Annotated in this window: 20 protein-coding genes and 1 pseudogene; 17 read left to right on the top strand and 4 right to left on the bottom strand. The window is 43.8% G+C overall.

The annotated features are described in order from the left end of the window. Nucleotides 1–20: 20 nt before the first annotated feature. Entirely contained in the window at nucleotides 21–425 is a 405-nt protein-coding gene (locus MY9_RS15705; RefSeq protein ID WP_014665160.1) for a YugN-like family protein, read from the top strand. Here the strand turns inward: MY9_RS15705 and kbfO are convergent. Continuing rightward, complete coding sequence (gene kbfO / locus MY9_RS15700; protein ID WP_014665159.1) at nucleotides 422–1,408, bottom strand: potassium channel protein KbfO; 987 nt, start codon at nucleotides 1,406–1,408, stop codon at nucleotides 422–424. The genes MY9_RS15705 and kbfO overlap by 4 nt on opposite strands. Next, a complete protein-coding gene (gene mstX, locus MY9_RS15695; RefSeq protein ID WP_014665158.1) occupies nucleotides 1,405–1,737 on the bottom strand; it encodes a biofilm formation protein MstX in 333 nt (110 codons plus the stop codon). Before mstX ends, kbfO begins: the two co-directional genes overlap by 4 nt. Nucleotides 1,738–1,783: 46 nt before the next feature. Here mstX and MY9_RS15690 point away from each other — a divergent pair, with 46 nt between their 5' ends. From MY9_RS15690 to MY9_RS15665, 7 genes and pseudogenes are all read left to right on the top strand, one after another. Beyond that, complete coding sequence (locus MY9_RS15690) at nucleotides 1,784–2,047, top strand: hypothetical protein (RefSeq protein WP_014665157.1); 264 nt, start codon at nucleotides 1,784–1,786, stop codon at nucleotides 2,045–2,047. A 40-nt stretch (nucleotides 2,048–2,087) separates the two neighbouring features. After that, entirely contained in the window at nucleotides 2,088–2,765 is a 678-nt protein-coding gene (locus MY9_RS15685; protein WP_014477803.1) for a zinc metallopeptidase, read from the top strand. A 43-nt stretch (nucleotides 2,766–2,808) separates the two neighbouring features. Next, on the top strand, nucleotides 2,809–4,098 hold the full coding sequence (locus tag MY9_RS15680; RefSeq protein ID WP_014665156.1) for a hemolysin family protein: 1,290 nt from the start codon (nucleotides 2,809–2,811) through the stop codon (nucleotides 4,096–4,098). A gap of 125 nt (nucleotides 4,099–4,223) precedes the next feature. Continuing rightward, nucleotides 4,224–5,888: a glycoside hydrolase family 13 protein gene (locus MY9_RS15675; protein WP_014665155.1), complete on the top strand. Its 1,665-nt coding sequence runs from the start codon at nucleotides 4,224–4,226 to the stop codon at nucleotides 5,886–5,888. 25 nt (nucleotides 5,889–5,913) lie between these two features. Continuing rightward, nucleotides 5,914–6,046, top strand: a pseudogene (locus tag MY9_RS22145) (hypothetical protein). After that, entirely contained in the window at nucleotides 6,006–6,404 is a 399-nt protein-coding gene (locus MY9_RS15670; RefSeq protein ID WP_014665154.1) for a secondary thiamine-phosphate synthase enzyme YjbQ, read from the top strand. The pseudogene MY9_RS22145 and the gene MY9_RS15670 overlap by 41 nt, the downstream one beginning before the upstream one ends. 235 nt (nucleotides 6,405–6,639) lie before the next feature. After that, nucleotides 6,640–6,894 (top strand): hypothetical protein, encoded by a 255-nt coding sequence (locus tag MY9_RS15665; RefSeq protein ID WP_014665153.1) that lies wholly within the window; start codon nucleotides 6,640–6,642, stop codon nucleotides 6,892–6,894. A gap of 13 nt (nucleotides 6,895–6,907) precedes the next feature. Here MY9_RS15665 and MY9_RS15660 read toward each other — a convergent pair whose 3' ends face one another. Further along, on the bottom strand, nucleotides 6,908–7,645 hold the full coding sequence (locus MY9_RS15660) for a protein-glutamine gamma-glutamyltransferase (protein ID WP_014665152.1): 738 nt from the start codon (nucleotides 7,643–7,645) through the stop codon (nucleotides 6,908–6,910). 157 nt (nucleotides 7,646–7,802) lie between these two features. On the opposite strand from MY9_RS15660, the gene mcpB reads away from it, so the two are divergent. The 9 genes from mcpB to rhaA all read left to right on the top strand — a co-directional run bounded on the left by mcpB (nucleotide 7,803) and on the right by rhaA (nucleotide 22,304). Beyond that, a complete protein-coding gene (gene mcpB, locus MY9_RS15655; RefSeq protein ID WP_014665151.1) occupies nucleotides 7,803–9,791 on the top strand; it encodes a methyl-accepting chemotaxis protein McpB in 1,989 nt (662 codons plus the stop codon). A gap of 177 nt (nucleotides 9,792–9,968) precedes the next feature. Continuing rightward, nucleotides 9,969–11,957, top strand: coding sequence for a methyl-accepting chemotaxis protein TlpA (gene tlpA / locus MY9_RS15650; RefSeq protein ID WP_014665150.1), 1,989 nt, complete (start codon nucleotides 9,969–9,971; stop codon nucleotides 11,955–11,957). A 122-nt stretch (nucleotides 11,958–12,079) separates the two neighbouring features. Continuing rightward, the gene (gene mcpA, locus MY9_RS15645) at nucleotides 12,080–14,068 is read left to right on the top strand and encodes a methyl-accepting chemotaxis protein (RefSeq protein ID WP_014665149.1); all 1,989 of its coding nucleotides are present in this window, start codon (nucleotides 12,080–12,082) and stop codon (nucleotides 14,066–14,068) included. Between the two features lie 112 nt (nucleotides 14,069–14,180). Continuing rightward, nucleotides 14,181–16,169, top strand: a complete 1,989-nt coding sequence (gene tlpB / locus MY9_RS15640) for a methyl-accepting chemotaxis protein TlpB (protein ID WP_014665148.1) — start codon at nucleotides 14,181–14,183, stop codon at nucleotides 16,167–16,169. Between the two features lie 136 nt (nucleotides 16,170–16,305). Then, nucleotides 16,306–18,375 carry a bifunctional rhamnulose-1-phosphate aldolase/short-chain dehydrogenase gene (locus MY9_RS15635; protein WP_014665147.1) on the top strand — a complete coding sequence of 690 codons (2,070 nt, stop codon included), beginning with the start codon at nucleotides 16,306–16,308 and terminating at the stop codon, nucleotides 18,373–18,375. Between the two features lie 57 nt (nucleotides 18,376–18,432). Beyond that, entirely contained in the window at nucleotides 18,433–19,209 is a 777-nt protein-coding gene (rhaR, locus tag MY9_RS15630; protein WP_014665146.1) for a rhamnose catabolism operon transcriptional regulator RhaR, read from the top strand. A 4-nt stretch (nucleotides 19,210–19,213) separates the two neighbouring features. Beyond that, entirely contained in the window at nucleotides 19,214–20,671 is a 1,458-nt protein-coding gene (rhaB, locus tag MY9_RS15625; RefSeq protein WP_014665145.1) for a rhamnulokinase, read from the top strand. Nucleotides 20,672–20,688: 17 nt separating this feature from the next. Then, nucleotides 20,689–21,003, top strand: a complete 315-nt coding sequence (gene rhaM / locus MY9_RS15620) for an L-rhamnose mutarotase (RefSeq protein WP_041521411.1) — start codon at nucleotides 20,689–20,691, stop codon at nucleotides 21,001–21,003. Nucleotides 21,004–21,029: 26 nt separating this feature from the next. Next, on the top strand, nucleotides 21,030–22,304 hold the full coding sequence (rhaA, locus tag MY9_RS15615; protein ID WP_014665143.1) for an L-rhamnose isomerase: 1,275 nt from the start codon (nucleotides 21,030–21,032) through the stop codon (nucleotides 22,302–22,304). A gap of 40 nt (nucleotides 22,305–22,344) precedes the next feature. On the opposite strand, the gene iolU is transcribed toward rhaA, so the two are convergent. Next, nucleotides 22,345–23,331 carry a scyllo-inositol 2-dehydrogenase gene (iolU, locus tag MY9_RS15610; RefSeq protein ID WP_014665142.1) on the bottom strand — a complete coding sequence of 329 codons (987 nt, stop codon included), beginning with the start codon at nucleotides 23,329–23,331 and terminating at the stop codon, nucleotides 22,345–22,347. Nucleotides 23,332–23,502: the final 171 nt, after the last annotated feature.

Genomic DNA, 23,502 nt, shown 5'->3' with positions numbered 1-23,502 from the left:
AGTGAAAAAGGGGCATTTTGATGATACCGATACCTTCAGCGATAGATGGGCAGTCTTTTCTGCTTCAAGAACTGGAACAAGTGATGAAGCCGCTCGGTTATGTGATAAACGGCGGCTGGGAATACGATCATGGCTACTTTGATTATAAAATTGATGATAGAGACGGCTATTTATTTTTGAGAATTCCTGTCAATGCGGTACAGGGCAGTCTCGATGAACGCGGGGCGGCCGTCCGGATCGGAACGCCGTTTATGCTGAGACAGGTGTTTCAGACGGATGTTGATGATCAAGCCGAGGGAGGGCCTTTCCAATCACTGTTTAATCAATTTTCCGAACCGGAAAGGCGGGACGCGGAAATTGATCCGGCATTTTTGGATATCGGCGCCTCTCTCGTAAAAGAATTGGAGGAAGTTCTGCTGCATTAGATGGCAAGGAATTGGTCTGTTTCGAGTACCGTGTATGTAAGAGGAGGGGAAATCATCGGCCCCTCCTCTTTTTGTACACCTATAATTGTTTTGTTGTGATCCAGGAAATAGAGAACGCAGGTTTTGTAAGCCACTCCCTTTAGTTCGTCAGGAACAGCAAGAAGCTCTACATGCTGGTCAAGCGGCAGCTTAATTCCGTTCTGCTGTTTCGACGGCCGTAATTTGACTTGGTAATGCTGCAGCATCGCCCGGCTGATAAATTCTGACGTTCCGATGATTTGGTTTGCGCCTGCCCGCTCCGCATTGGTGACAAAACGGTCAGTCAAAATCTCGACGATGCAGTAAGCAAGGGGATTAAGCCCTTTCACAGATAAAAGAGTCAGCACTGACAGCATATCTGCTTCAGTTTCACTTTTATACTGATCGGCTGTAATCATCACTGATTCCGCTTCAGTAATATTGGCCCGTTTCAGTGTCTCGTCATCGGCAGCGTGCCCGCGTATGAAATGGACGTTTTCGATCAGCGGGCCTTCTGTTAAAGATTCATCGATTAGCACGACTGTTTTGGAAGGGGCCGCAAGCTGAAGGTCCTTCAAAAGCCGGTTTGTTTTTTCATTCCACCCGATCAGAATGATGTGGCCCCGGCCTTTGTAAGCAACTTTTCCTTCGATATAGCGGTGCTGTCTGCTGAATGCGGCCGCTGATAACGTTGCGAAATATGCAGTGACAAAGCTTGCGCCGCTCAAAATCAGCAGAATTCCAGCTGCCTGACCCAGCGGCGTGTGCGGCACATAGTCTCCATAACCGACTGTCGAAACCGTAACGACAGCCCACCAAATGCCTTCAAATACCGAAGTAAACTGTTTCGGCTCAAGTATATAAATGATTTGGCCGAACAAAAGAATCAGACATAAAATAATAACCCCGATTCGGATAAATAACGGCCATCTAAGCCATGAAATAAATATCCGATTTGATTTCATTCTTTTTCTCCTTCTTCAGATACTGAAATGGATAAAATTTGTTTAATGATTGTATTTAATTTCTCATTTAGCTTTTCCTGGCCGTACATATCTCGGGCCTGCTTCATTAACTCGGCTGTATCGTCATCAAGCTGAATAAGCGGCTCATCAATTTCTGATTCATTATAAAGCTGAATAAACGCGTCCAATCCTTCATTCATCCGGTCGATTGCTGTGCTCAGCTGTTCCTTTTCCTCACTCGTCACTTTCATAGCTTCCATCACACCCGTGCTTTTTTCTAACAGTATGTCCCACTTACGATGATGTTTTTCAAAAAATGAACAAAACATATAAAAACGGATTTCTCCATAAACTAAAACAAAAAGGATGAAAAAGATGACGATCTTTCAAAGAACGATCGTGGTTTTGATCGGTACGCAGCTGGCGGCATCCGCGGTGATTTTGTTTATTTTCGATTTAAACTCATATAATCACTTTTCCGGCAGCTTCTCCTGGCTTCATTTTCTGAAAGAACTGGCCGGCAGTTTCGCCTTGTATTTGTTTTCAGCAGGTCTGTTCTTTTTGCTGATTGGATTGTGTGCTCCGAGCCGGAAGAAAAAGCGCATTTCTGTACACGGGAAAGAAAACTCATTAAAATAATCGTAATAGAGAAATGATCATGGAAAAAGGATGATGAAAAATGCTGTTTATATTTTTAACAATAGCCGCATTGGGATTGTCGTTTTGGGCACAATTTAAAGTGAAGAGCAACTTTGAAAAATATTCAAAAGTGGAAGCCTCAAGCGGACGTACAGGGGCAGAAACAGCAAGACGGATTTTAGATATAAACGGTCTTTACGACGTGCCGGTCGAACCGGTAAGAGGCACTTTAACAGACCATTACGACCCGACAAGACGGGTGGTGCGTTTATCTGAGCCGGTCTATTACGGCCGCTCAATTTCCGCCATATCCGTAGCTTCCCATGAAGTCGGACATGCCTTGCAGCATCAGGAGTCATATGGTGCGCTTGTGATAAGACATAAAATCTTCCCAGTCGTGAATTTTGCATCCGGTGTAGCTCCTTTGCTTTTCTTAGGAGGCATGCTTCTCGGAAGCCTGAATTTGATCGGGCTTGGCATCATATTATTTTCAGCGGCTGTCTTTTTCCAGCTGATTACATTGCCTGTCGAATTCAATGCAAGCTCACGCGCGAAGCAGATTATTGTGTCAGAAGGATTCATCCGAAACAATGAAGAAAATGGGGTAAATAAAGTGCTGAGCGCTGCTGCCTTAACGTATGTGGCCGCCGCCCTGGTTTCCCTGTTTGAACTTCTTCGTTTTGTGATGATCTTCTTAAACGGTCGTGATGAGAATTAACGTTAAGGAGGTGGCCCCTTACCATTTATGGTAAGGGCTTTTTTTGCTTATTTTACAATTGATCGCCATTTTTGTTTTGATTGGCATTACGGCTGTTTTCGTTGCAGCGGAATTTGCGATCGTCAAAATCAGAGGTTCAAAAATCAATCAGCTCATCGAAAGCGGTGACAGCCGGGCGCTAGCCGCACATAAAATCATCTCCAATCTTGACGAGTATTTATCAGCCTGCCAGCTCGGGATTACGATTACAGCACTCGGCCTTGGATGGCTAGGTGAACCTACATTTGAACGTTTTCTTCATCCCTTATTTACAATGACAGGCATGCCGGAACCGTTTAATCACATTGTCACATTTGTAGTTGCATTTATTATCGTCACTTTTTTGCATGTGGTGATGGGAGAGCTTGCCCCGAAAACGGTTTCTATTCAAAAAGCTGAAGCTGTAAGCTTATGGATTGCAAAGCCGCTCATCTGGTTTTATAAAATCACGTACCCGTTTATTAAGGCATTAAACGGCTCTGCAAGCTTTCTTGTGAAATTGTTTGGCTTTCATTCAGTAAAGGAGCATGAGGTTGTCATCAGCGAAGAGGAACTAAGGCTGATTCTTTCAGAAAGCTATGAAAAGGGAGAAATCAATCAGTCTGAATTCCGCTATGTAAATAAAATTTTTGAATTCGACAACCGGGTAGCGAGAGAGATTATGATTCCCCGGACAGAAATTGCCGTCATCTCTCTTGAGCAGTCGCTTGAAGAGGCGATTCATCACATCATTAATGAACGATATACACGCTACCCTGTCATCAAAGATGACAAGGATCATATTTTAGGGATCATCAACAGCAAAGATATGTTTAAAGCTTATTTTCTCGGCCAGCCGATAAAGCTGGAGCAAATCATGAGGCCCGTTATCAGGGTCATTGAAAGCATTCCTGTTCAGCAGCTGTTAATCCGCATGCAGAAGGAGCGGATTCACATGGCGATTCTCGTAGATGAATATGGGGGAACGGCGGGGCTTGTCACTGTCGAGGATATTATCGAGGAAATCGTCGGGGAAATTCGCGATGAGTATGATCAGGATGAAACACCGCACATCCTGAAAAAGGGCGAGCACCATTATGTGATGGATGGAAAAGCGTTAATAGACGAAGTAAATGACCTGCTCGACATTGCGATTGAAAATGAAGAGATTGATACGATTGCAGGATGGCTTCTAACGCAAAAAATGGAGCTGAAAGCAGGAGACGTCATACACGCGGAAGGCTGTGAATTTAAAATCCTCGACGCCGAAGATCATCACATCCGTTTTGTAGAAATAAAAAAAACCGATTTTTGATAAAAAACAGCCGGGAACGAACGGCTGTTTTTTGTGTGATCAAGTCATTTCTTAAAAAGCAATGCTGTGAAGCCTTTTTTCTACATAGGATATATAAGACCGGTACACTGGGAAGGAGTGGCTGTATGAAAAAGGCTTGGTGGAAGGAAGCGGTTGTTTACCAAATTTACCCCCGCAGTTTTAAAGATTCAAATGGCGACGGAATTGGGGATATTCAAGGAATCAGATCTAAACTTTCTTACATAAAAGAGCTGGGCGCTGACGTCCTTTGGATTTGCCCCCTGTATGATTCACCAAATGCCGATAATGGCTATGATATTAGGGATTATCAAAACATATTAAGCGATTTTGGCACCATGGCAGATTTTGACGAGCTTCTTGATGACATTCATGATCTGGGCATGAAGCTGATTATGGATCTCGTTGTGAACCATACAAGCGATGAACATCCATGGTTCGTAGAATCCCGTTCATCTATACACTCGGAAATGCGCGACTGGTATATTTGGAAAGACGGCAAAAACGGAAAAGCACCGAACAATTGGGAAAGCATTTTCGGCGGGCCGGCTTGGGAATATGATCAAAAGACAGGCCAGTACTATCTTCACCTTTTTGATAAAAAACAGCCTGATTTGAATTGGGAAAATGAAAAGGTGAGGAATGCCGTTTATGACATGATCAATTGGTGGCTTGATAAAGGAATTGATGGATTTCGGGTGGATGCCATTACGCATATTAAGAAAAAAGAAGGGCTTCCCGACATGCCGAATCCAAAGGGACTGGATTATGTTCCTTCCTTTCCTTATCATATGAATGCTCATGGCATTATGGATTTGTTAACAGAGCTGAAGGAAAACACATTTTCCCGCTATCCGATTATGACGGTCGGCGAGGCAAACGGCGTCTCTGCAAAGGAAGCTGCTGATTGGGCTGGAGAAAAAAACGGCATATTCAACATGATTTTTCAATTTGAGCATCTTGGCCTGTGGGATGTAGAGATCGATGAAAGCATTGATATTGCCTCATTTAAACGAATTTTAACTGACTGGCAGGACAGTCTTGAAGGAATTGGGTGGAATGCTTTGTTTATGGAGAATCACGACCAGCCCCGTTCAGTTTCTGTCTGGGGAGACGACGGAGTGTACCTGAAAGAAAGTGCAAAAGCGCTGGCTGCTGTTTACTTTCTTATGAAAGGCACGCCGTTTATTTATCAAGGACAGGAACTCGGAATGACGAACGTGGCATTTCCGTCTATTGAGGACTATGATGATGTCGCAATGAAACGCCTCTATGAAACAAAAATAGCGAAAGGCGCATCACACGAGGACGCGATGAAGGTTGTCTGGAAAAAGGGAAGAGACAATTCACGAACACCTATGCAATGGAACGCAGATCCATACGCCGGATTTTCTGAGGCCAAGCCGTGGATCGGAGTCAATGAGAATTACAAATGGCTGAATGCTGAGGCGCAAAAAAACGATAATACATCCGTTTACCATTTTTACAAAAGCTTGATCAAGCTGCGCCAAACATATGATGTTTTTATCAACGGCACATACGAGCTCATTTTACCGGAAGATCAGCAAATCTTTGCATATCTTCGAAAAAACGAGAGCCACACTGCACTGATTGCAGCCAATCTGACTAGAACACCGGCGTTATTCAAGCAATCTGGATGGCCATTGTCATCAGATGCCCTTGCCTTGTCAAATATTGAAACAGAGCCGCACAAGCATATGACATCAATACTCTTAAAGCCGTATGAGACAAGAATATATCTATGGGGCTAAACTCCAGCCTTAGACTGGAGTTTTTTTGTTTTATCAGGTTTATGAGAGCGGTTTAACAGGAAAAAAAGAACACAGAACGAATTAAGCAAATAGAGCGGACAAACGAAAGGAGAACAAATGCTGAAAACACTGCAAATCAAGACTTCCAAACGAGATGAAATGATTGATATCACCCGTGAGGTGGATGCGTTTCTTCAAGAAACAGGTGTAACGAGCGGCGCAGCGCTGATTTACTGTCCACATACGACGGCGGGCATTACAATTAATGAAAATGCCGACCCGGACGTCAAAAAAGATATGCTCAGAAGGTTTGATGAGGTATATCCGTGGGAACATGAGCTCGACCGCCACATGGAGGGCAATACAGCTGCACACATGAAGTCGAGTACGGTCGGCGCTTCACAGCATGTCATTGTGGAAAACGGCCGGCTCATTCTTGGAACGTGGCAGGGCATTTATTTCTGCGAATTTGACGGCCCTCGCACCCGAACATGTTATATCAAAATCATGGGGTAGCAGGTTGTTTTTTATGATGAAACATTTTCGCTGACATAAGCGCTGAAAGCCGGAGGGCTCGTCTCACGTAATGAAGGCGCGCTTGACATTCGAATATCTCAGTCCCGACATCTCAAAAAGCAAATCCAGATGTAGATTTAAAAAATTGAAGGGAGCAGACACGGATGCTTTACGGGCCTGCTGACGTGAAGACACTGTTTGGCGAATGTAACTTGATAAATCAGAGGTGACAGATATGAACATTCTTCAATACTCTTATAAAAAAAGAGGGAAAATTGAGTTTGTATTTGAAGGCTGGCCTCACTCAAAAGTTACAATGGCTCCTATCAAAGGCTACTATTTTGTCCGCTTTATCAAATGGAGCAGCCTAGATCCAATCGTGACAAGAAATGACCTTGAAAAAATGGAGTGGGCTGCGAACCAATATTTAGGCACAGCCCCTTTCTATCGAAAACGGAAGGCATTTGAAACCCCATCGTCCCGAAAATAGGCGATGGGGCTTTTTAGCGGACGATGCGGAAAAGAGACGGAACATCCAGTCTGGTCGCCTGAGACAGAAGATAGGCTGACTGTAAGGCTCCTCTTCTCCTAAATGAATTCAGCTTATCAATAATTTGCTGTCCGTTTAAGATTCCAAGACCATGGGCAAAATATTTATCCTCCCCCAGTAAAATCACATTTTCGCCTCTCCATTGGGCTTTTTGCGGATCAAATTCAGGATTCTTAAAATACAAACAATCGCCAAGGAAAAAATGATGTCCTGTTTCTGTATATATCGGCAGCTTCTCATAATGCCAATCATATAAAATAATTCTGTCAAAGCTGGCATCGAATTTGTCTTCCCCGATTGTATCGATTAAGGCCAAGTAATAAATAACAACGATTGCGGTTGCGCATTCAAATGCGTAAAAAGGGCCGTTCTCTGCAATGTCCCGAATCGCTTTTGAAGGCGGCATTCTGTATTTCAGCTCCAAGGCGCCCTCTGGTGAAACCCTCCAATACGCTGTATTCCCGTATGTTTTCAAAAAAGTGGCAAACTTCGCCCCGCTTTTGTGCAGTGTCTTTGCCGCTGCGACAATATTCATTCGCAGTTTCAGCTCAAACATCAGTTCAGCAATTGAATGATAATCAAACTGAACAGGCGTCTCAATCATCTCTTTTAAGAGCGGATTCAGATTTTGATCAATCTGCCAGTTTTCAATATCCTGGGGACGGAGCAATTGTCCTGATACTATAATCATGATTAGCCCCCCTTGTTTTTTATAAGATATGCAAAAGGCTTGGGCAATGAAAGCTAAAAAGACTGAAGACTGGCAAAAGAACTTCTTCCATTTTTTATTTTAAAACTTTTTTAAGCAGCCGATATATACTGTATCAAACCTGAAGGAGCAAGTAGACATGAAGACTTTTATCAATTGGCTGAAGAAACCGTCTATTTCAAAGAAATTAATCGTCTCATTTATTGCGATTCTCATTATCCCTATTCTTATATTAGAATTTAGTTCTTACCGAAGCGCCAGCGGAAAGCTGGATGAGGAAATGATGGGGAATGCGAAAAACAGTGTCGATACATTTAATACAACCGTTACAAATGATCTGGGAGAAAAAGCGAAAGCAGTTACCTTTTTCAGTGAATCTCTTAAAAGATCCGCATTCAAAGGAAAATCGAATCAAGAAGAGATCAAAGCTAAATTTTCACAATACGTATCTATTAATCAGGGCGTAGCCAGAATTTATGGAGGCGCAGATAACGGCACTTACGTACAAGCGCCAAAAGAGACATTGCCGGACGGATACGACCCTAGACAACGCCCTTGGTACCAGGATGCGATGAAGGCCGGCGGTGAAATTGTCGTGACAGATCCTTACGTGGCTGCGAGTGACGGAAGCATGGTCATTACCATTGCACAAGAGCTGAAGGACGGCTCAGGCGTTGTCGCCATGGATATTACCATTGATAAATTGTTAGAACAGATGAAACAAATCAAGGTCGGAAAAGAAGGCTATGCTTTCATTGCAACAAAAAACAAAACCTACGTCGCACATAAGAACCATAAGGCTGGAGAAAAGCTGTCAGGCGACTGGGTAGCCAAAATGTATGCGAATGACAGCGGTGAACTCAAGTACACTCTTAATAACGAAGATAAAAAGCTGACCTACACTACAAATGAACTGACTGGTTGGAAAATAGCCGGCACTATGTATATGGATGAAATTAAGGATGCCTCAAAGTCTGTGCTGGTAACGGGCATGATCGTACTGATTGCCTCCATTGTGGCAGGCGGGATTTTAATTCTGTTTATTGTTCGTTCGATTACAAAACCGTTAAAACGTCTTGTTCAATCATCGAAAACGATCAGCAGAGGGGATTTGACCGAAACGATCGAAATTCATTCAAAGGATGAGCTAGGGGAGCTAGGAGAAAGCTTCAACGAAATGGGACAATCCCTCCGCTCTCTAATCAGCGCAATTCAGGACTCGGTGAACAATGTGGCCGCATCTTCCGAACAGCTTACCGCATCTGCCGGACAGACAAGTAAAGCCACCGAGCATATTACGATGGCGATTGAGCAGTTCTCAAACGGAAACGAAGAGCAAAGCGAAAAGGTTGAATCCAGCTCTCATCAGTTGAACTTAATGAATGAAGGACTCCAGCAAGTCTCACAAACATCGTCAGATATTACAAAGGCGTCTATCCAATCAACGGAAATCGCCGGAACAGGTGAAAAGTTTGTGCAGCAGACAGTCGGCCAAATGAACTCGATTAATCAATCTGTTCAGCAGGCTGAAGCTGTAGTCAAAGGCTTAGAAGGAAAATCAAAAGACATTACAAGCATTTTGAGAGTCATCAACGGCATCGCAGACCAAACAAATTTGCTTGCATTAAACGCGGCTATTGAAGCGGCGCGTGCCGGAGAGTCAGGCCGCGGTTTCTCTGTCGTAGCGGAGGAAGTGCGCAAGCTGGCTGTTCAATCAGCCGATTCAGCAAAAGAAATCGAAAAGCTGATCCAAGAAATCGTCGCAGAGATTGAAACCTCCCTTCACATGTTTAAAGAGGTTAATCAGGAAGTGCAATCCGGACTTGTTGTCACAGACAATACAAAAGAAAGCTTCCAGAGCATTTTCAGCATGACAAACGAAATCGCGGGCAAGCTGCAGACGATGAATTCCACCGTCGAGCAGCTGTCAGGCCGTTCACAGCATGTTTCAGCAGCAGTCAGCGGCATTGCAGACGTGTCGAAAGAAAGCTCGGCAAGCATCCAGGACATTGCCGCATCAGCTGAGGAACAGCTTGCTTCCATGGAAGAAATCAGTTCATCAGCGACCACTCTTGCGCAGATGGCAGAAGAGCTTCGCGATCTGACGAAACAATTTAAAATCGAGTAAAAACCGAAAAACAGCGCTGATCAAGGCGCTGTTTTTTTATATGGGAAACATTAACAAAGTCCTAGTCTATACGGTGAGTTTTGAACTATTTTTCATTTTTACCTCTATTTTCAATGTAATTTAAAGGAAGTTCTGTCGATATAATTTGTAAATTATTGAAAGAAGGTTCAAAAGGAAATGAAAAAAACACTTACCACTATTCGCAGATCATCAATTGCAAGGAGACTTATCATTTCTTTCCTGCTGATCTTAATTGTCCCGATAACCGCCCTTTCGGTAAGCGCTTATCAATCAGCAGTTTCCTCACTTGATGTACAGATGACGCAAAGCGCCAAGGAAAACATTCAAATATTAGATCACATTATTGATGATAAAATCAGAACGACTGAAAAGAGCCTCGCGTATTTTAGCGATTGGGCGACAGCAGATAAGTTTCAGGATAAAAAGAAAACAGAGCTGAAACAGGAATTTAAACAATTTATCCAAATGAATGATAATGTCGCTGCGGTATTTTCCAGCAGCAAAGACGGGGAATTCACACGTTATCCGTACGCTGACATGCCAAGTGACTTTAATGCTTTGGAAAGAGATTGGTACAAAGAAGCAATGGACAATAAAGGCAAAACAATAGTCACTGAGCCTTATGAATCGATTTCATCAGGAAAAATGGTCGTCACCATCGCCCGTCAAACAGTGGATGGATCAGGCGTTGTCGCCATTGATATGAAAATTGACGACTTAGTCACTACCGCGAAAGGAATCAATATTGGAAAAGAAGGCTATGCTTTTATCTTGAGCCAAAACAAGAAAGTCATCGCCTACTCTGGAGAAAAAGCAGGAACAGAGCTAAAAGGGGACTGGGTTGATAAGCTTTACAAGGATAAAAGCGGAGACTTTGAATATTCGTACAAAGGCAAAAAGAAAAAAATGGCGTTTGCCACTAGCGAAACAACAGGCTGGAAAATCAGCGGCACGATGTATGCAAACGAGATTCACGATGCTGCAAGCAGGGTTCTGATCATGGCTTCAGTCGTTCTGGCGATTGCCATCGCAGCCGGAATGACGGCGATTTATTTTGTGGTTCGATCCATCACAAAGCCATTGGGACGCATTGTCGCATCAGCTGAAAAAATCAGTGAAGGCGATCTGACCGAAACGATTGAAATCAATTCAAAAGATGAACTCGGCGTTCTGAGCGAGAGCTTCAATCATATGGCACACTCACTTCGCTCGCTCATTCACGGAATCAAAAACTCAGTAGAACACGTTGCCTCATCGTCCGAAGAGCTGACTGCATCGGCAGGCCAGACAAGCAAAGCCACTGAGCACATTACGATGGCTATCGAGCAATTTTCAAACGGGAGCGAAAGCCAAAGCGAGAAAATAGAAACGACAACTGAACAAATTAATGAAATGAATGACGGATTGGCAGAGCTGGCGCGGGCGGCCGCAGTGATTACAGAGACATCAGCAGATTCAACCGAAGTGTCAAGTAAAGGGGAGATACTCGTCCAGAAAACAGCCGGCCAAATGAACACAATTGACCATTCTGTAAAAGCAGCGGAACAAGTGGTGAAAGGGCTGGAGATCAAATCAAAGGATATCACAAATATTTTGCGTGTTATCAACGGTATTGCGGATCAAACCAATCTTTTGGCCTTAAATGCCGCTATTGAAGCTGCCAGAGCGGGTGAATATGGCCGGGGCTTCTCAGTCGTCGCTGAGGAAGTGAGAAAGCTCGCGGTACAGTCGGCTGACTCGGCAAAAGAAATTGAATCGCTGATCAGTGAAATAGTAAAAGAAGTCCACACATCATTGAACGTGCTTCAGTCCGTAAACAAAGAAGTTGAAACAGGGCTTGTCATGACGGACGAAACAAAGCAGAGCTTCAAACATATCTCGCAAATGACCAATCAGATTGCTTCCGAGCTGCAAAACATGAATGCGACGGTTGAGGAGCTGTCGGCGGGAGCACAAGAAATTTCCGCAGCTTCAAATGATATCACAGCCATTTCTAAGGCAAGCTCGGACGGTATCCAAGATATCGCCGCTTCAGCTGAGGAACAGCTGGCATCCATGGAGGAGATCAGTTCATCAGCACTGACGCTTGAAAGAATGTCTGAAGAACTCCGTGATCTGACAAAACGATTTAAGATAGATAAATAATAGGTCTAAAAGACTATCTATTTATGGGAAATTAGTTACTTTTGTTAAATTTCTTCTTTTTTGCTGTATATATTTACCCATTTCCAGCCGATATGAAGGGTAGCATAAAAAAGGAGAAATGAATGATGAAAAAAATACTCCAACTCATAAAACAAAGATCAATTACACGGAAGCTTCTCGTTTCCTTTCTGTCGATCCTCATCATACCGGTTGTCATATTGGCGATCTTTGCGTATCAATCGGCTAGCAGCTCGCTCGACAGACAGATGATGGGGAGCGCATTAGAAAATGTACAGCAATTAAACGAAATCATTAACACCAGCATCGGCGAAAAAGAAAACAGCGCTGCTTACTTCAGCGAATGGCTGACAAAAGAGAGATATAAAGCAAAAAGCAATGCAAGCATTGAAGAGAAATTCTCACAATATATCAGCATTAATAAAGATGTAGAGTCCATTTATACTAGTGACGAAAACGGGCGATTTACCCGTTACCCGGATCTCCCGATGCCGAGCGGCTACAATCCGGTTGAACGCGACTGGTACAAAAAAGCGGTTGCGAATAAAGGAAAAGTCGTTGTGACAGATCCTTATAAAACCGCGTCTACAAATACGATGGTTGTGACAATCGCCCAGCAGACAAAAGATGGTTCAGGCGTTATCGCAATCAACATGACCATTGAAAATCTGTTGAAAACAACCAAAAAAGTCAACATCGGCACACAAGGCTACGCATTTATCATGACGAAGGACAAAAAAGTTGTCGCTCATCCTAATGAAAAATCAGGAACTGAATTAAAAGGCGACTGGCTCGATAAGATGCTGAATGCTGATAAAGGCGATTTTCAATACACCATGGACGGCGATAAGAAAAAAATGGCCTTTGACACAAACAAGTTAACGGGATGGAAGATCGGCGGCACCATGTATTTAGACGAAATCCACGAGGCAGCCCAGCCTGTCCTTCACCTTGCTTTAATTGTCTTGGCCGCAGCTATTATCATAGGGATTATCGTCATGACTTTGATCATTCGGTCGATTACAACACCGCTGAAACAGCTTGTCGGTTCCTCTAAGCGGATCAGCGAGGGAGATTTGACGGAAACCATTGATATTCGTTCAAAAGATGAATTGGGCGAGCTCGGCAAAAGCTTTAATAATATGGCGTCGTCACTTCGTTCTCTCATACACGCCATCCAGGATTCGGTAGACAATGTTGCCGCTTCCTCTGAGGAGCTGACTGCATCTGCTGCACAAACGAGCAAGGCAACAGAGCATATTACATTGGCGATTGAACAGTTTTCTAACGGCAATGAAAAACAAAACGAAAATATTGAAACGGCAGCAGAGCATATTTATCAAATGAATGACGGGTTGACGAATATGGCTCAAGCTTCTGAAGTCATCACAGATTCATCTGTTCAATCGACGGAAATTGCAAGTGAAGGCGGCAAGCTTGTTCACCAAACCGTCGGCCAAATGAACGTCATTGACAAGTCCGTTAAAGAAGCGGAGCAAGTCGTACGCGGATTGGAAACGAAATCGAAAGACATTACAAACATTTTGCGTGTGATTAACGGCATCGCAGACCAGACAAACCTGCTTGCCTTAAATGCGGCAATTGAAGCAGCCCGTGCAGGCGAGTACGGCCGAGGCTTCTCTGTTGTAGCGGAAGAAGTAAGAAAACTGGCAGTACAGTCAGCAGATTCAGCAAAAGAGATTGAAGGATTAATCATCGAAATTGTGAAGGAAATTAATACATCTCTCGGCATGTTCCAGTCTGTCAATCAAGAGGTGCAGACAGGACTTGATATCACAGATAAAACAGAAATGAGCTTTAAGCGCATTTCTGAAATGACGAACCAAATCGCCGGCGAACTGCAAAATATGAGTGCGACGGTTCAGCAGCTTTCTGCCAGCTCCGAGGAAGTATCGGGAGCGTCTGAGCATATTGCATCGATTTCCAAAGAAAGCTCAGCACATATTCAAGATATCGCTGCGTCAGCTGAAGAGCAGCTTGCTTCCATGGAAGAAATCAGCTCGTCTGCAGAAACCCTTTCGTCTATGGCGGAAGAGCTTCGCGATATGACTAACCGATTCAAAATCGAATAATAAGCCTTAACACCCAAGCATGTTGCGCTTGGGTGTTTTTTTTAGTTTTTTTATTAAACCTTTTATCCTAGTTGACGATATTAGATTTAGCTTAAAGGAGGAGTCAACAGGAATGGGAAAATTCATACAATGGATCAAACAGCCATCGATCAGCAAACCGCTAATCGCTGCGTTTCTGGCAGTGCTTATTTTGCCGGTTGGGGTTTTAGCATATTTCAGTTATCAATCAGCTTGGAACGCACTGGACAGGGAACTAACCAATAGTGCAGTGGGAAACGTTGAGGAACTCAATAGCACCCTGCAAAACAAATTGAATAATAAAGTGAAAGCAGTAGATTATTATAGTGAGACAATCGATAAAGACCTATTGCTAGGCAAAAACAAAACCTTACTGAAAGAGAAATTTAAGCAGTACACGACACTTAACGATGATGTAGGCGCGATCTATGCTGCTTCAGAAGATAAGAAGCTTTACAAATATCCGGACAGCGGTGTTCCGAAAGGCTTCGATCCGACAGGACGTGACTGGTACAAACAGGCCGTTGCGGAAAAAGGACAGGCTGTTTTCTCAGAACCGTATACGGATGAAGCAACAGGGAATACCGTTGTCACAATTTCAAAACAATTAAAAGACGGGTCAGGGGTTATAGCGCTTGATTTAAACCTGGATGAGGTGCTTACTGCATCACAGAGAATCAAAATCGGTAAAGAAGGCTATGCATTTATTACGACAGGCAACAAAAAATATATCGCCCATCCGACGATTAAGCCTGGGACAACCGGCTCCGGCGATTGGACAAACCAAGTATATTCCAAAAATGACGGCTCCTTTGAATATACATTCGAAGGCAAAGAAAAGAAAATGGCCTTTACGACAAATAAATTGACTGGCTGGAAAATCGCGGGCACTTATTTTGTCAGTGAATTGCAAGATGCTTCAAGCCCGGTGCTGAACACTGCGATTATCATTCTATGCGTGTCTATTGTAATCGGCGGCATACTCATACTGTATATTATTCGTGCCATTACCAAGCCATTAAGAAAACTTGTCATAACGTCTGCAAAAATCAGCAACGGTGATCTCACAGAAGTCATTGATATTCACTCGAAAAACGAGTTTGGCCAGCTTGGCGAGAGCTTTAATGAAATGTCTGCATCATTGCGTTCTGTAATCGGCGTTATTCAAGCGTCTGTCGAAAACGTCGCCTCATCTTCTGAGGAGCTGACGGCAAGCGCAGCTCAAACGAGTAAGGCAACTGAACATATTACACTCGCCATCGAACAGTTCTCAGATGGCAACGAGGCGCAAAGCGAGAAACTGGAAACAAGCTCAAACCACCTTTCTCAAATGAATCACGGGATTTCAAAAGTGGCACAAGCCTCTTCAACCATTACGAAATCATCGATTCAGTCCTCTGAGGCTGCGGGCAGCGGCGAGAAACTGGTGGAACACACAGTCGGCCAAATGAAAACAATCGACCAATCCGTTCAACAAGCGGAAGCGGTTGTGAAGGGCCTTGAAACAAAATCGCAAGACATCAACAGCATCTTGAATGTGATTAATGGCATCGCTGACCAAACCAACCTGCTGGCATTAAATGCTGCGATTGAGGCGGCAAGAGCGGGAGAATACGGAAGAGGCTTCTCAGTAGTTGCGGAAGAGGTTAGAAAACTTGCCGTGCAATCAGCAGACTCCGCCAAGGAAATTGAAGGATTAATTCAAGAGATTGTCAGAGAAATCAGCACTTCCCTTTCGATGTTCCAATCTGTGAATCATGAAGTGAAGGAAGGCTTGCAGATTACTGACAAAACAGCGGAAAGCTTTAAACAAATCTATGAGATGACAACCCAAATTTCCGGCGAATTGCAAAACTTGAACGCGACGGTTGAACAACTATCAGCCGGATCACATGAAGTGTCAAGTGCTGTTGAAGACATTTCTGCAGTGGCGAAAGAAAGCTCGGCAGGCATTCAGGATATCGCGGCTTCGGCTGAAGAACAGCTTGCGTCCATGGAAGAAATCAGTTCTTCAGCGGAAACGTTGGCAAACATGGCGGAAGAACTTCAGGACATTACGAAAAAATTTAAAATTGAATCATAATGAACGAGAAAGCGGCATATTCTGCTGCTTTCTTTTTTTATTGAAAACAAAAATAAACAAAAATAATTCAAAAACAAATGAAGATCATATATAATGAAAACGGATACAAATAAAAGGGTATGGAGGAATATCAAATATGGTGAAGCATATATGGGATTCAGACCGAGCTGCAAAGCTGCCTAAAGGTGTAGAGGAACTGGTGTACAGGTCCAATTTGATCGGGTCAGACCGCACTGTTTGCAACTGGGGCGGGGGGAATACATCTATGAAGACAACGGAAAAGGATTTTAGAGGCCGTGAAATAGAAGTCATGTGGGTAAAAGGAAGCGGTTCAGATTTGGCAACAATGAAAGCGCATAACTTTACCGGTTTGAAATTAGATGATATCCGCCCGCTGATTGAAAGGGACCAAATGTCAGATGAAGAAATGGTAGATTACCTGTCTCATTGTATGATTGACAGCAAACATCCCCGCCCTTCAATTGAAACACTATTACACGCTTTTCTGCCATACAAGCATGTTGACCATACCCATCCAGATGCGATTATCAGCATATGCTGCGCAGATAATGGAAAACAGATCGCTGAAGACATTTACGGAAACCGGTTTGTATGGGTGCCATACGTCCGCCCTGGATTTGCTTTGTCTAAAATAATCGCTGAAGGCGTAGCGAACAACCCTCACGCCGAGCTTGTGTTAATGGAGAAACATGGCTTAGTCACTTGGGGAGAGACGTCTGAAACATGTTATCAAAAAACGATATCCATCATTCAAGAAGCCGAGCAGTATATTAACGACCGTATCAATCAGCATGAGGTATTCGGAGGCAAAAGATATCAGCCGCTGCCGGAAGATCGCAGAAAACAAATATTGGCTGAGATCATGCCTGTGATCAGAGGAACTGTAAGTGAAGAAAAGAAACAGATCCTTTCCTATGATGATCATGACGACGTCTTGGAATTTGTAAACAGTGTTCAAGCGCCAGCACTTTCGCAAATCGGTGCGGCATGCCCGGATCACCTTGTTCACACAAAAAGGGTTCCACTGTACATTGATTGGAATCCGGAAACTCAAGATGTTCACAAGCTTGCGGATCTGCTCAAGTCAGGAGTCGAGCGCTTTACGTCAGAGTATCAGGCTTACTTTACACGCAATCAGCAGGATGGGGATCAAATCTTTGAATCCGCTCCGCGGGTGATATTGATTCCTGGAATCGGAATGGTGAATACAGGAAAAAGCTATACCATGTCTAAAGTAAGCGGGGCCTTATATCGGAGGGCCATCGCCGTTATGAAAGGAGCAACAGCTCTGGGGCAATTTGTTTCTTTAAATGAAAATGAATCCTACCATGTCGAATATTGGCCGCTCGAACTATATAAACTTACGCTTGCCCCGCCGGAAGCAGAGTTTTCCCGAAAAGTAGCGCTGATAACTGGAGGGGCTGGCGGAATCGGCAGTGCAGCATGCCGCCGATTTGCAGCTGAGGGAGGGCACGTAATCGCAGCTGATCTGAATATAGAAGGTGCACAGAAAATTGCCGGGGAAATAAACGATGCGTACGGAGAAGGGCGTGCAATGGCTGTCAAAATGGATGTGACAAAGGAAAAAGACGTACAGTCAGCTTTTGAACAAGCGGCACTTGCTTACGGCGGCATTGATATCGTCATCAATAATGCCGGGCTGGCCACATCAAGCCCATTTGACGAAACAAGTCTAAAAGAATGGAATCTTAATATGAATGTTTTAGGAACAGGCTATTTCCTTGTAGCCCGTGAAGCGTTTAAACAGATGAAACAGCAAAATAGAGGCGGAAGCATGGTATTTGTCGGATCGAAAAATTCGGTTTATGCGGGGAAAAACGCCTCTGCCTACAGCTCGGTTAAGGCGCTTGAAACCCATTTAGCAAGATGCATTGCTGCAGAAGGCGGAGAATTCGGCATTAGGGTCAACTCCGTTTTGCCGGACGCGGTTCTTCAAGGATCGGCAATCTGGGGTTCAAGCTGGCGTGAGGAACGAGCCGCGGCGTACGGGATTGAACCGGATCAGCTGGAAGAACATTACCGGAAACGGACTGCATTGCTCGTCAATATTTACCCGGAGGATATTGCCGAAGCCATTGCATTTTTCGCTTCTTCTAAAGCCGAAAAAACAACGGGCTGCATGCTCACGGTAGACGGCGGCGTCCCTGCTGCTTTTACGCGTTAGAAATATGCTATGATAAAAATTATAAGATGGATTACGATATGAGGAAGGGCGTTACTGATGCTAGTAGCAGAACGGCAGCAAAAAATAGTGGAAATAGTGAATACGCGTTCAAGCATCCGCGTTGCCGAATTAAGTGACATATTTTCAGTTACAGAGGAAACCATTCGGCGTGATCTTGAGAAGCTTGAAAAAGAACATAAACTGAGCCGGAGTCATGGAGGAGCGGTCAGTATTCAGCAGAAGGAATCAGAAATTCATTTTTCTGAACGGGAAATCACAAATGTCATCGAAAAAAAAGCTATTGCTCACGAAGCGGCCAAATATGTAAAAAGCGGAGACCGAATTATTCTCGATGCAAGCACAACCGCCTGGTACATGGCGAAAATACTCCCTGACATTGAGCTCACCGTGATTACAAACTCAATGAAAGCAGCCATTGAACTCAGCAATAAAAAAAACATATCAGTCATTTCAACAGGCGGCATTTTGCTGGAAAAATCATTATCATTTGCCGGCCCGTTAGCAGAACGTTCACTTGAGACCTATCATGTCAATAAAACCTTTCTGTCATGTAAGGGATTTGATGTAAACAACGGGATGAGTGACTCAAATGAGTGGCAGGCGCTGCTCAAAAAACGGATGATCGAAAGGTCAGACCAGACCATTTTGATGGCCGATTCAAGCAAATGGGGGAACCGCGAGTTTTCACATATCGCCTCGCTGCAAGATGTCAGCCGCGTTATTACAGATTCTGGACTTGATCCGGCATCGGTAAAAGCTCTTGAAGACAAAAAGGTGAAGGTGACAGCTGTTCCTCTTCCGAAGAGAGGGTGAAAGAATGATTTATACTGCCATTGATATAGGCGCATCAAGCGGGAGAATCATGGTAGGTGAACTGAAGGAAGGGAAGCTTGACATACAAGAGATTCACAGATTTGCTAACGGTTTTAGTCAAAGAGACGGGCATTGCTTTTGGGATATTGATCATTTGCTAAAACAAATCCTGCAAGGACTGCAAAAAGTAAAAACGCTTGGACATGAACACTGCACCATTGGCATCGATACATGGGCAGTTGATTATGTCTTGATGGATGAAAAAGGAAATCGATTGCGCGAAGCAATATCCTATCGTGATAGAAGAACAGATCATACAATAGACAAACTGGAACATACCCTCTCGAAGGCTAAAATTTATCAAAAAACAGGAATACAATTTCAGCCTTTCAACACGATCTATCAATTGTATGAAGAAAACCGTGAGCTGCTGAAAAAGACAGATAAAATTGTGATGGTTCCTGATTATTTAGGCTATTGCTTAACCGGAAAAGCTGTAACAGAAATCACGAATGCGTCCACAACACAGCTTTTAAACGTCTCAACGGGAAAGTTTGATCCTGAATTGCTTGAAGCCGTGTCTGTTTACGAACAGCAATTTGCCCCGTTGACTGAACCGGGGTATGAGCTCGGGAAGCTAAGAAATGACTGGTTTCCGGATTATGATCTCCCGGCGTGCAAGGTGATGACAGTCGCAACACATGATACGGCCTCGGCCGTCATCGCGGCGCCTGGTGTAAATGATGGCTGGGCGTATATCAGCAGCGGAACATGGTCGCTAATCGGGGTTGAAAACAAAACACCGATAATAACTGATCTGGCTTTGAAAAACAACTATACAAATGAACGCGGCGCAAACAACACCATTCGCTTTCTCAAAAACATTATCGGCATGTGGGTGATACAAGAAGTAAGACAGCAGTTACAAGCAGATTACTCTTTCCAGCAGCTTGCAGAAGAAGCCGAAAAAACAGAACCATTCCAGCAATTTATAAACTTAAATGATAAACGCTTCCTCAATCCAGAAAACATGATAATGGAAATCCAACATTATTGCAGAGAAACCCGCCAAAAGATTCCCCGCACTGCAGGCGAACTTGCCTGCTGCATCTACAGCAATTTAGCCATCATCTATGCGATAGCCATCAAAGAACTCGAAACGATCACAGAAAAAACGATCGATCAGTTTCATATCATCGGCGGCGGAGCCCGGAACGATTTCTTAAATCAATTAACGGCAGACATGAGCGAAAAAGCAGTATACGCAGGGCCCGTAGAGGCAACCGCCATAGGAAATCTGCTGATGCAAATGATTGCTGCCAAAGAAGTCAAAGACATAAAAGAAGCCCGGCAAGTCGTCAGAAATTCCTTTCCGATCAAAGTGTTTACACCCAAAGACATTGACAGAAGCACGATCATTCAGTCATTTCAGCAAACTGTTTTGAAAGCGCTATCTAAATAATGAAGAGGTGACAAAGTTTGAAAAGAAAAGCCAGTATCATGTTTGTCCATCAAGACAAGTACGAAGAATACAAGCAGCGGCATGATGACATTTGGCCTGAGATGGCAGAAGCACTCAAAGCTCATGGAGCCCACCATTATTCCATTTTTCTAGATGAGGAAACAGGCCGGCTTTTTGCATATTTAGAAATAGAGGATGAAGGGAAATGGAGAAAGATGGCGGACACGGAAGTTTGCCGGAGATGGTGGAAAACGATGGCGCCCTTAATGAAAACAAATTCGGATTTCAGTCCTGTTTCGATAGATCTAAAGGAAGTTTTCTATTTGGATTAAAAAACTGAAATAAGGGAGAGAGCTGCATGACCATAAAAACCAATTATGACAGTGCAAAACAGGCATATGAAAAATGGGGGATTGATGTTGAAGAGGCGCTTCGGCAATTAAAGCAAGTGCCCATTTCAATCCACTGCTGGCAGGGTGACGACATTGAAGGCTTTGAAGTAAATAAGAGCGAGCTTTCAGGAGGAATTGATGTGACCGGCAATTATCCTGGAAAAGCGCAAACGCCTGAAGAATTAAGAAGAGATTTGGAGAAGGCTCTTTCTCTCATTCCTGGAAAACACCGTGTGAACCTTCATGCGATTTACGCAGAAACTAACGGGGAAGAGACAGCACGTGACGAGTTGAAGCCGCAGCATTTTGAAAACTGGGTAAAATGGGCAAAAGATTTAGGGCTAGGTTTAGATTTCAATCCGACCTTGTTTTCGCATGAGAAAGCGGCTGATGGACTCACCCTTTCACACCCCGATCCGGATATCAGAGAATTTTGGATCAGGCATTGCATCGCGTGCCGCCGTATCGGAGAATACTTCGGGAAAGAATTAGGCACCCCTTGCTTGACGAATATTTGGATTCCCGACGGCTATAAGGATGTCCCGAGTGACAGGCTGACACCGCGTAAAAGATTAAAAGAATCACTGGATCAGATTTTCGCAGAAGAGATCAGTGAACAACACAATCTCGATTCAGTTGAAAGCAAGCTGTTCGGGCTTGGTTCTGAATCATATGTTGTCGGATCTCATGAATTTTATTTCGCCTATGCTCTGACGAATCATAAGCTTTGTTTACTTGATACAGGCCATTTTCATCCGACTGAGACGGTATCAAACAAGATCTCGTCCATGCTGCTTTTTACAGACAAGCTTGCTTTGCACGTATCTCGGCCAGTTCGCTGGGACAGCGACCATGTAGTGGTTTTGGATGATGAATTGAGAGAAATCGCTCTTGAAATTGTGCGTAATCAGGCTCTTGAGAAGGTCGCCATCGGTCTGGATTTTTTCGATGCCAGCATTAACCGTGTAGCGGCCTGGACCATCGGAACGAGAAATATGATCAAAGCTTTATTGTATGCCTTGCTTCTTCCGAACGGCTATTTAAAACAATTGCAGGAAGAGGGCCGCTATACAGAAAGGCTGGCCCTTATGGAGGAATTCAAAACATATCCTTTCGGAGCCATCTGGGATTCCTACTGTGAACAAATGGGCGTGCCGGTAAAAGAGACATGGCTGCATGATATCAAAGAGTATGAACAAGAGGTGCTTTTAAAAAGGAAGGCGTCTTCTCCGATTGCCTAATAAAAAATCCGCCGCGTCATTTGTACGCGGGCGGATTTTTTTAAGCATGATCAGCAGGGTACACAATCCCCATTTGCTTTCTTGCTTCTTCCATAATTTTTGCGGTGATCAAAGATCGTTCAAATGTATTTTCTTCAGATTCCTGCTTATTCTCTTTTATGAGCGTGACAAATTCTTCTGCTTCGTAGAACATCGCCGGTTTAGGATCAGGGATCGCAATGTTTTCAAGGCGGCCGTCGCGGTAGCGGATTTCAACACGTTCAGGCCGGTGAATCGTATCAATTACAATCGTTCCGTCTTCACCTTGGATTTCCGCCGGGGCATATGAAGTAGAGATTTTAGAATGCATCAGAACAGCTTCGAACCCATCGTAAGACAGAATGACAGTTCCCTCTCCATCTACTCCGGAAGATAAAGCATATCCATTTGCTTTTACATCCTTCGGCTCGCCAAACAGCACAACAGCCGGATAAATACAATAGACGCCAATATCCATTAATGACCCATTGGAAAGCTCAGGCTGAAACGCATTCAAAACAGTTCCGTTTCTGAATGCGTCATACCGTGAGGAGTATTGACAGTAGCTTGCGGTAAATCTGCGGACAGTGCCGATTTTATGCAGATGTTTTTTCAGCTCTTTGAAATTCGGCAGGAAAGTGGTCTTCATCGCTTCCATGAGGACAACGCCGTTTGCCTTAGCCGCTGAGATCATCTCTTCTGTTTCTCTTGTATTTGAAGCAAACGGCTTCTCACAAAGCACATGCTTGCCGTGGTTCATAAAGAGTACGGCTTGTTCCTTGTGAAGAGCGTTCGGGCTGGCTATGTATACGGCATCAAAACAATTGCTCTCCGCCATTTCCTGAAGGTCTGAGAAGGTATGCGCAGCATTGTGTTTAGCAGCAAACTCAGCAGCGCGTTCAGCCGATCTTGAATAAACGGCAGTCAGCTGCAAATCTTCTATATCCGCTGCTGACTCAAGAAAGCGGTCTGTAATCCAGTTGGTTCCTATTATCGCAAAACGTATCACTCGTATCGCTCCTTTTGCATGATATAGCTAAATTATAGCTTAAAAAGAACAAAATCACATGATAGAGATAAATAGAATGTGACAACAGAGAAAGCTTTTCCAGCAATTAACGGTTTTTATTTTTCATTATAGGGACGATAGTGTACAATTTAACTAAACTATGTATGACGG

This window comes from Bacillus sp. JS (assembly GCF_000259365.1).
Lineage (GTDB): Bacteria > Bacillota > Bacilli > Bacillales > Bacillaceae > Bacillus > Bacillus stercoris.
This window is presented reverse-complemented; position numbering and strand designations above follow the sequence as displayed.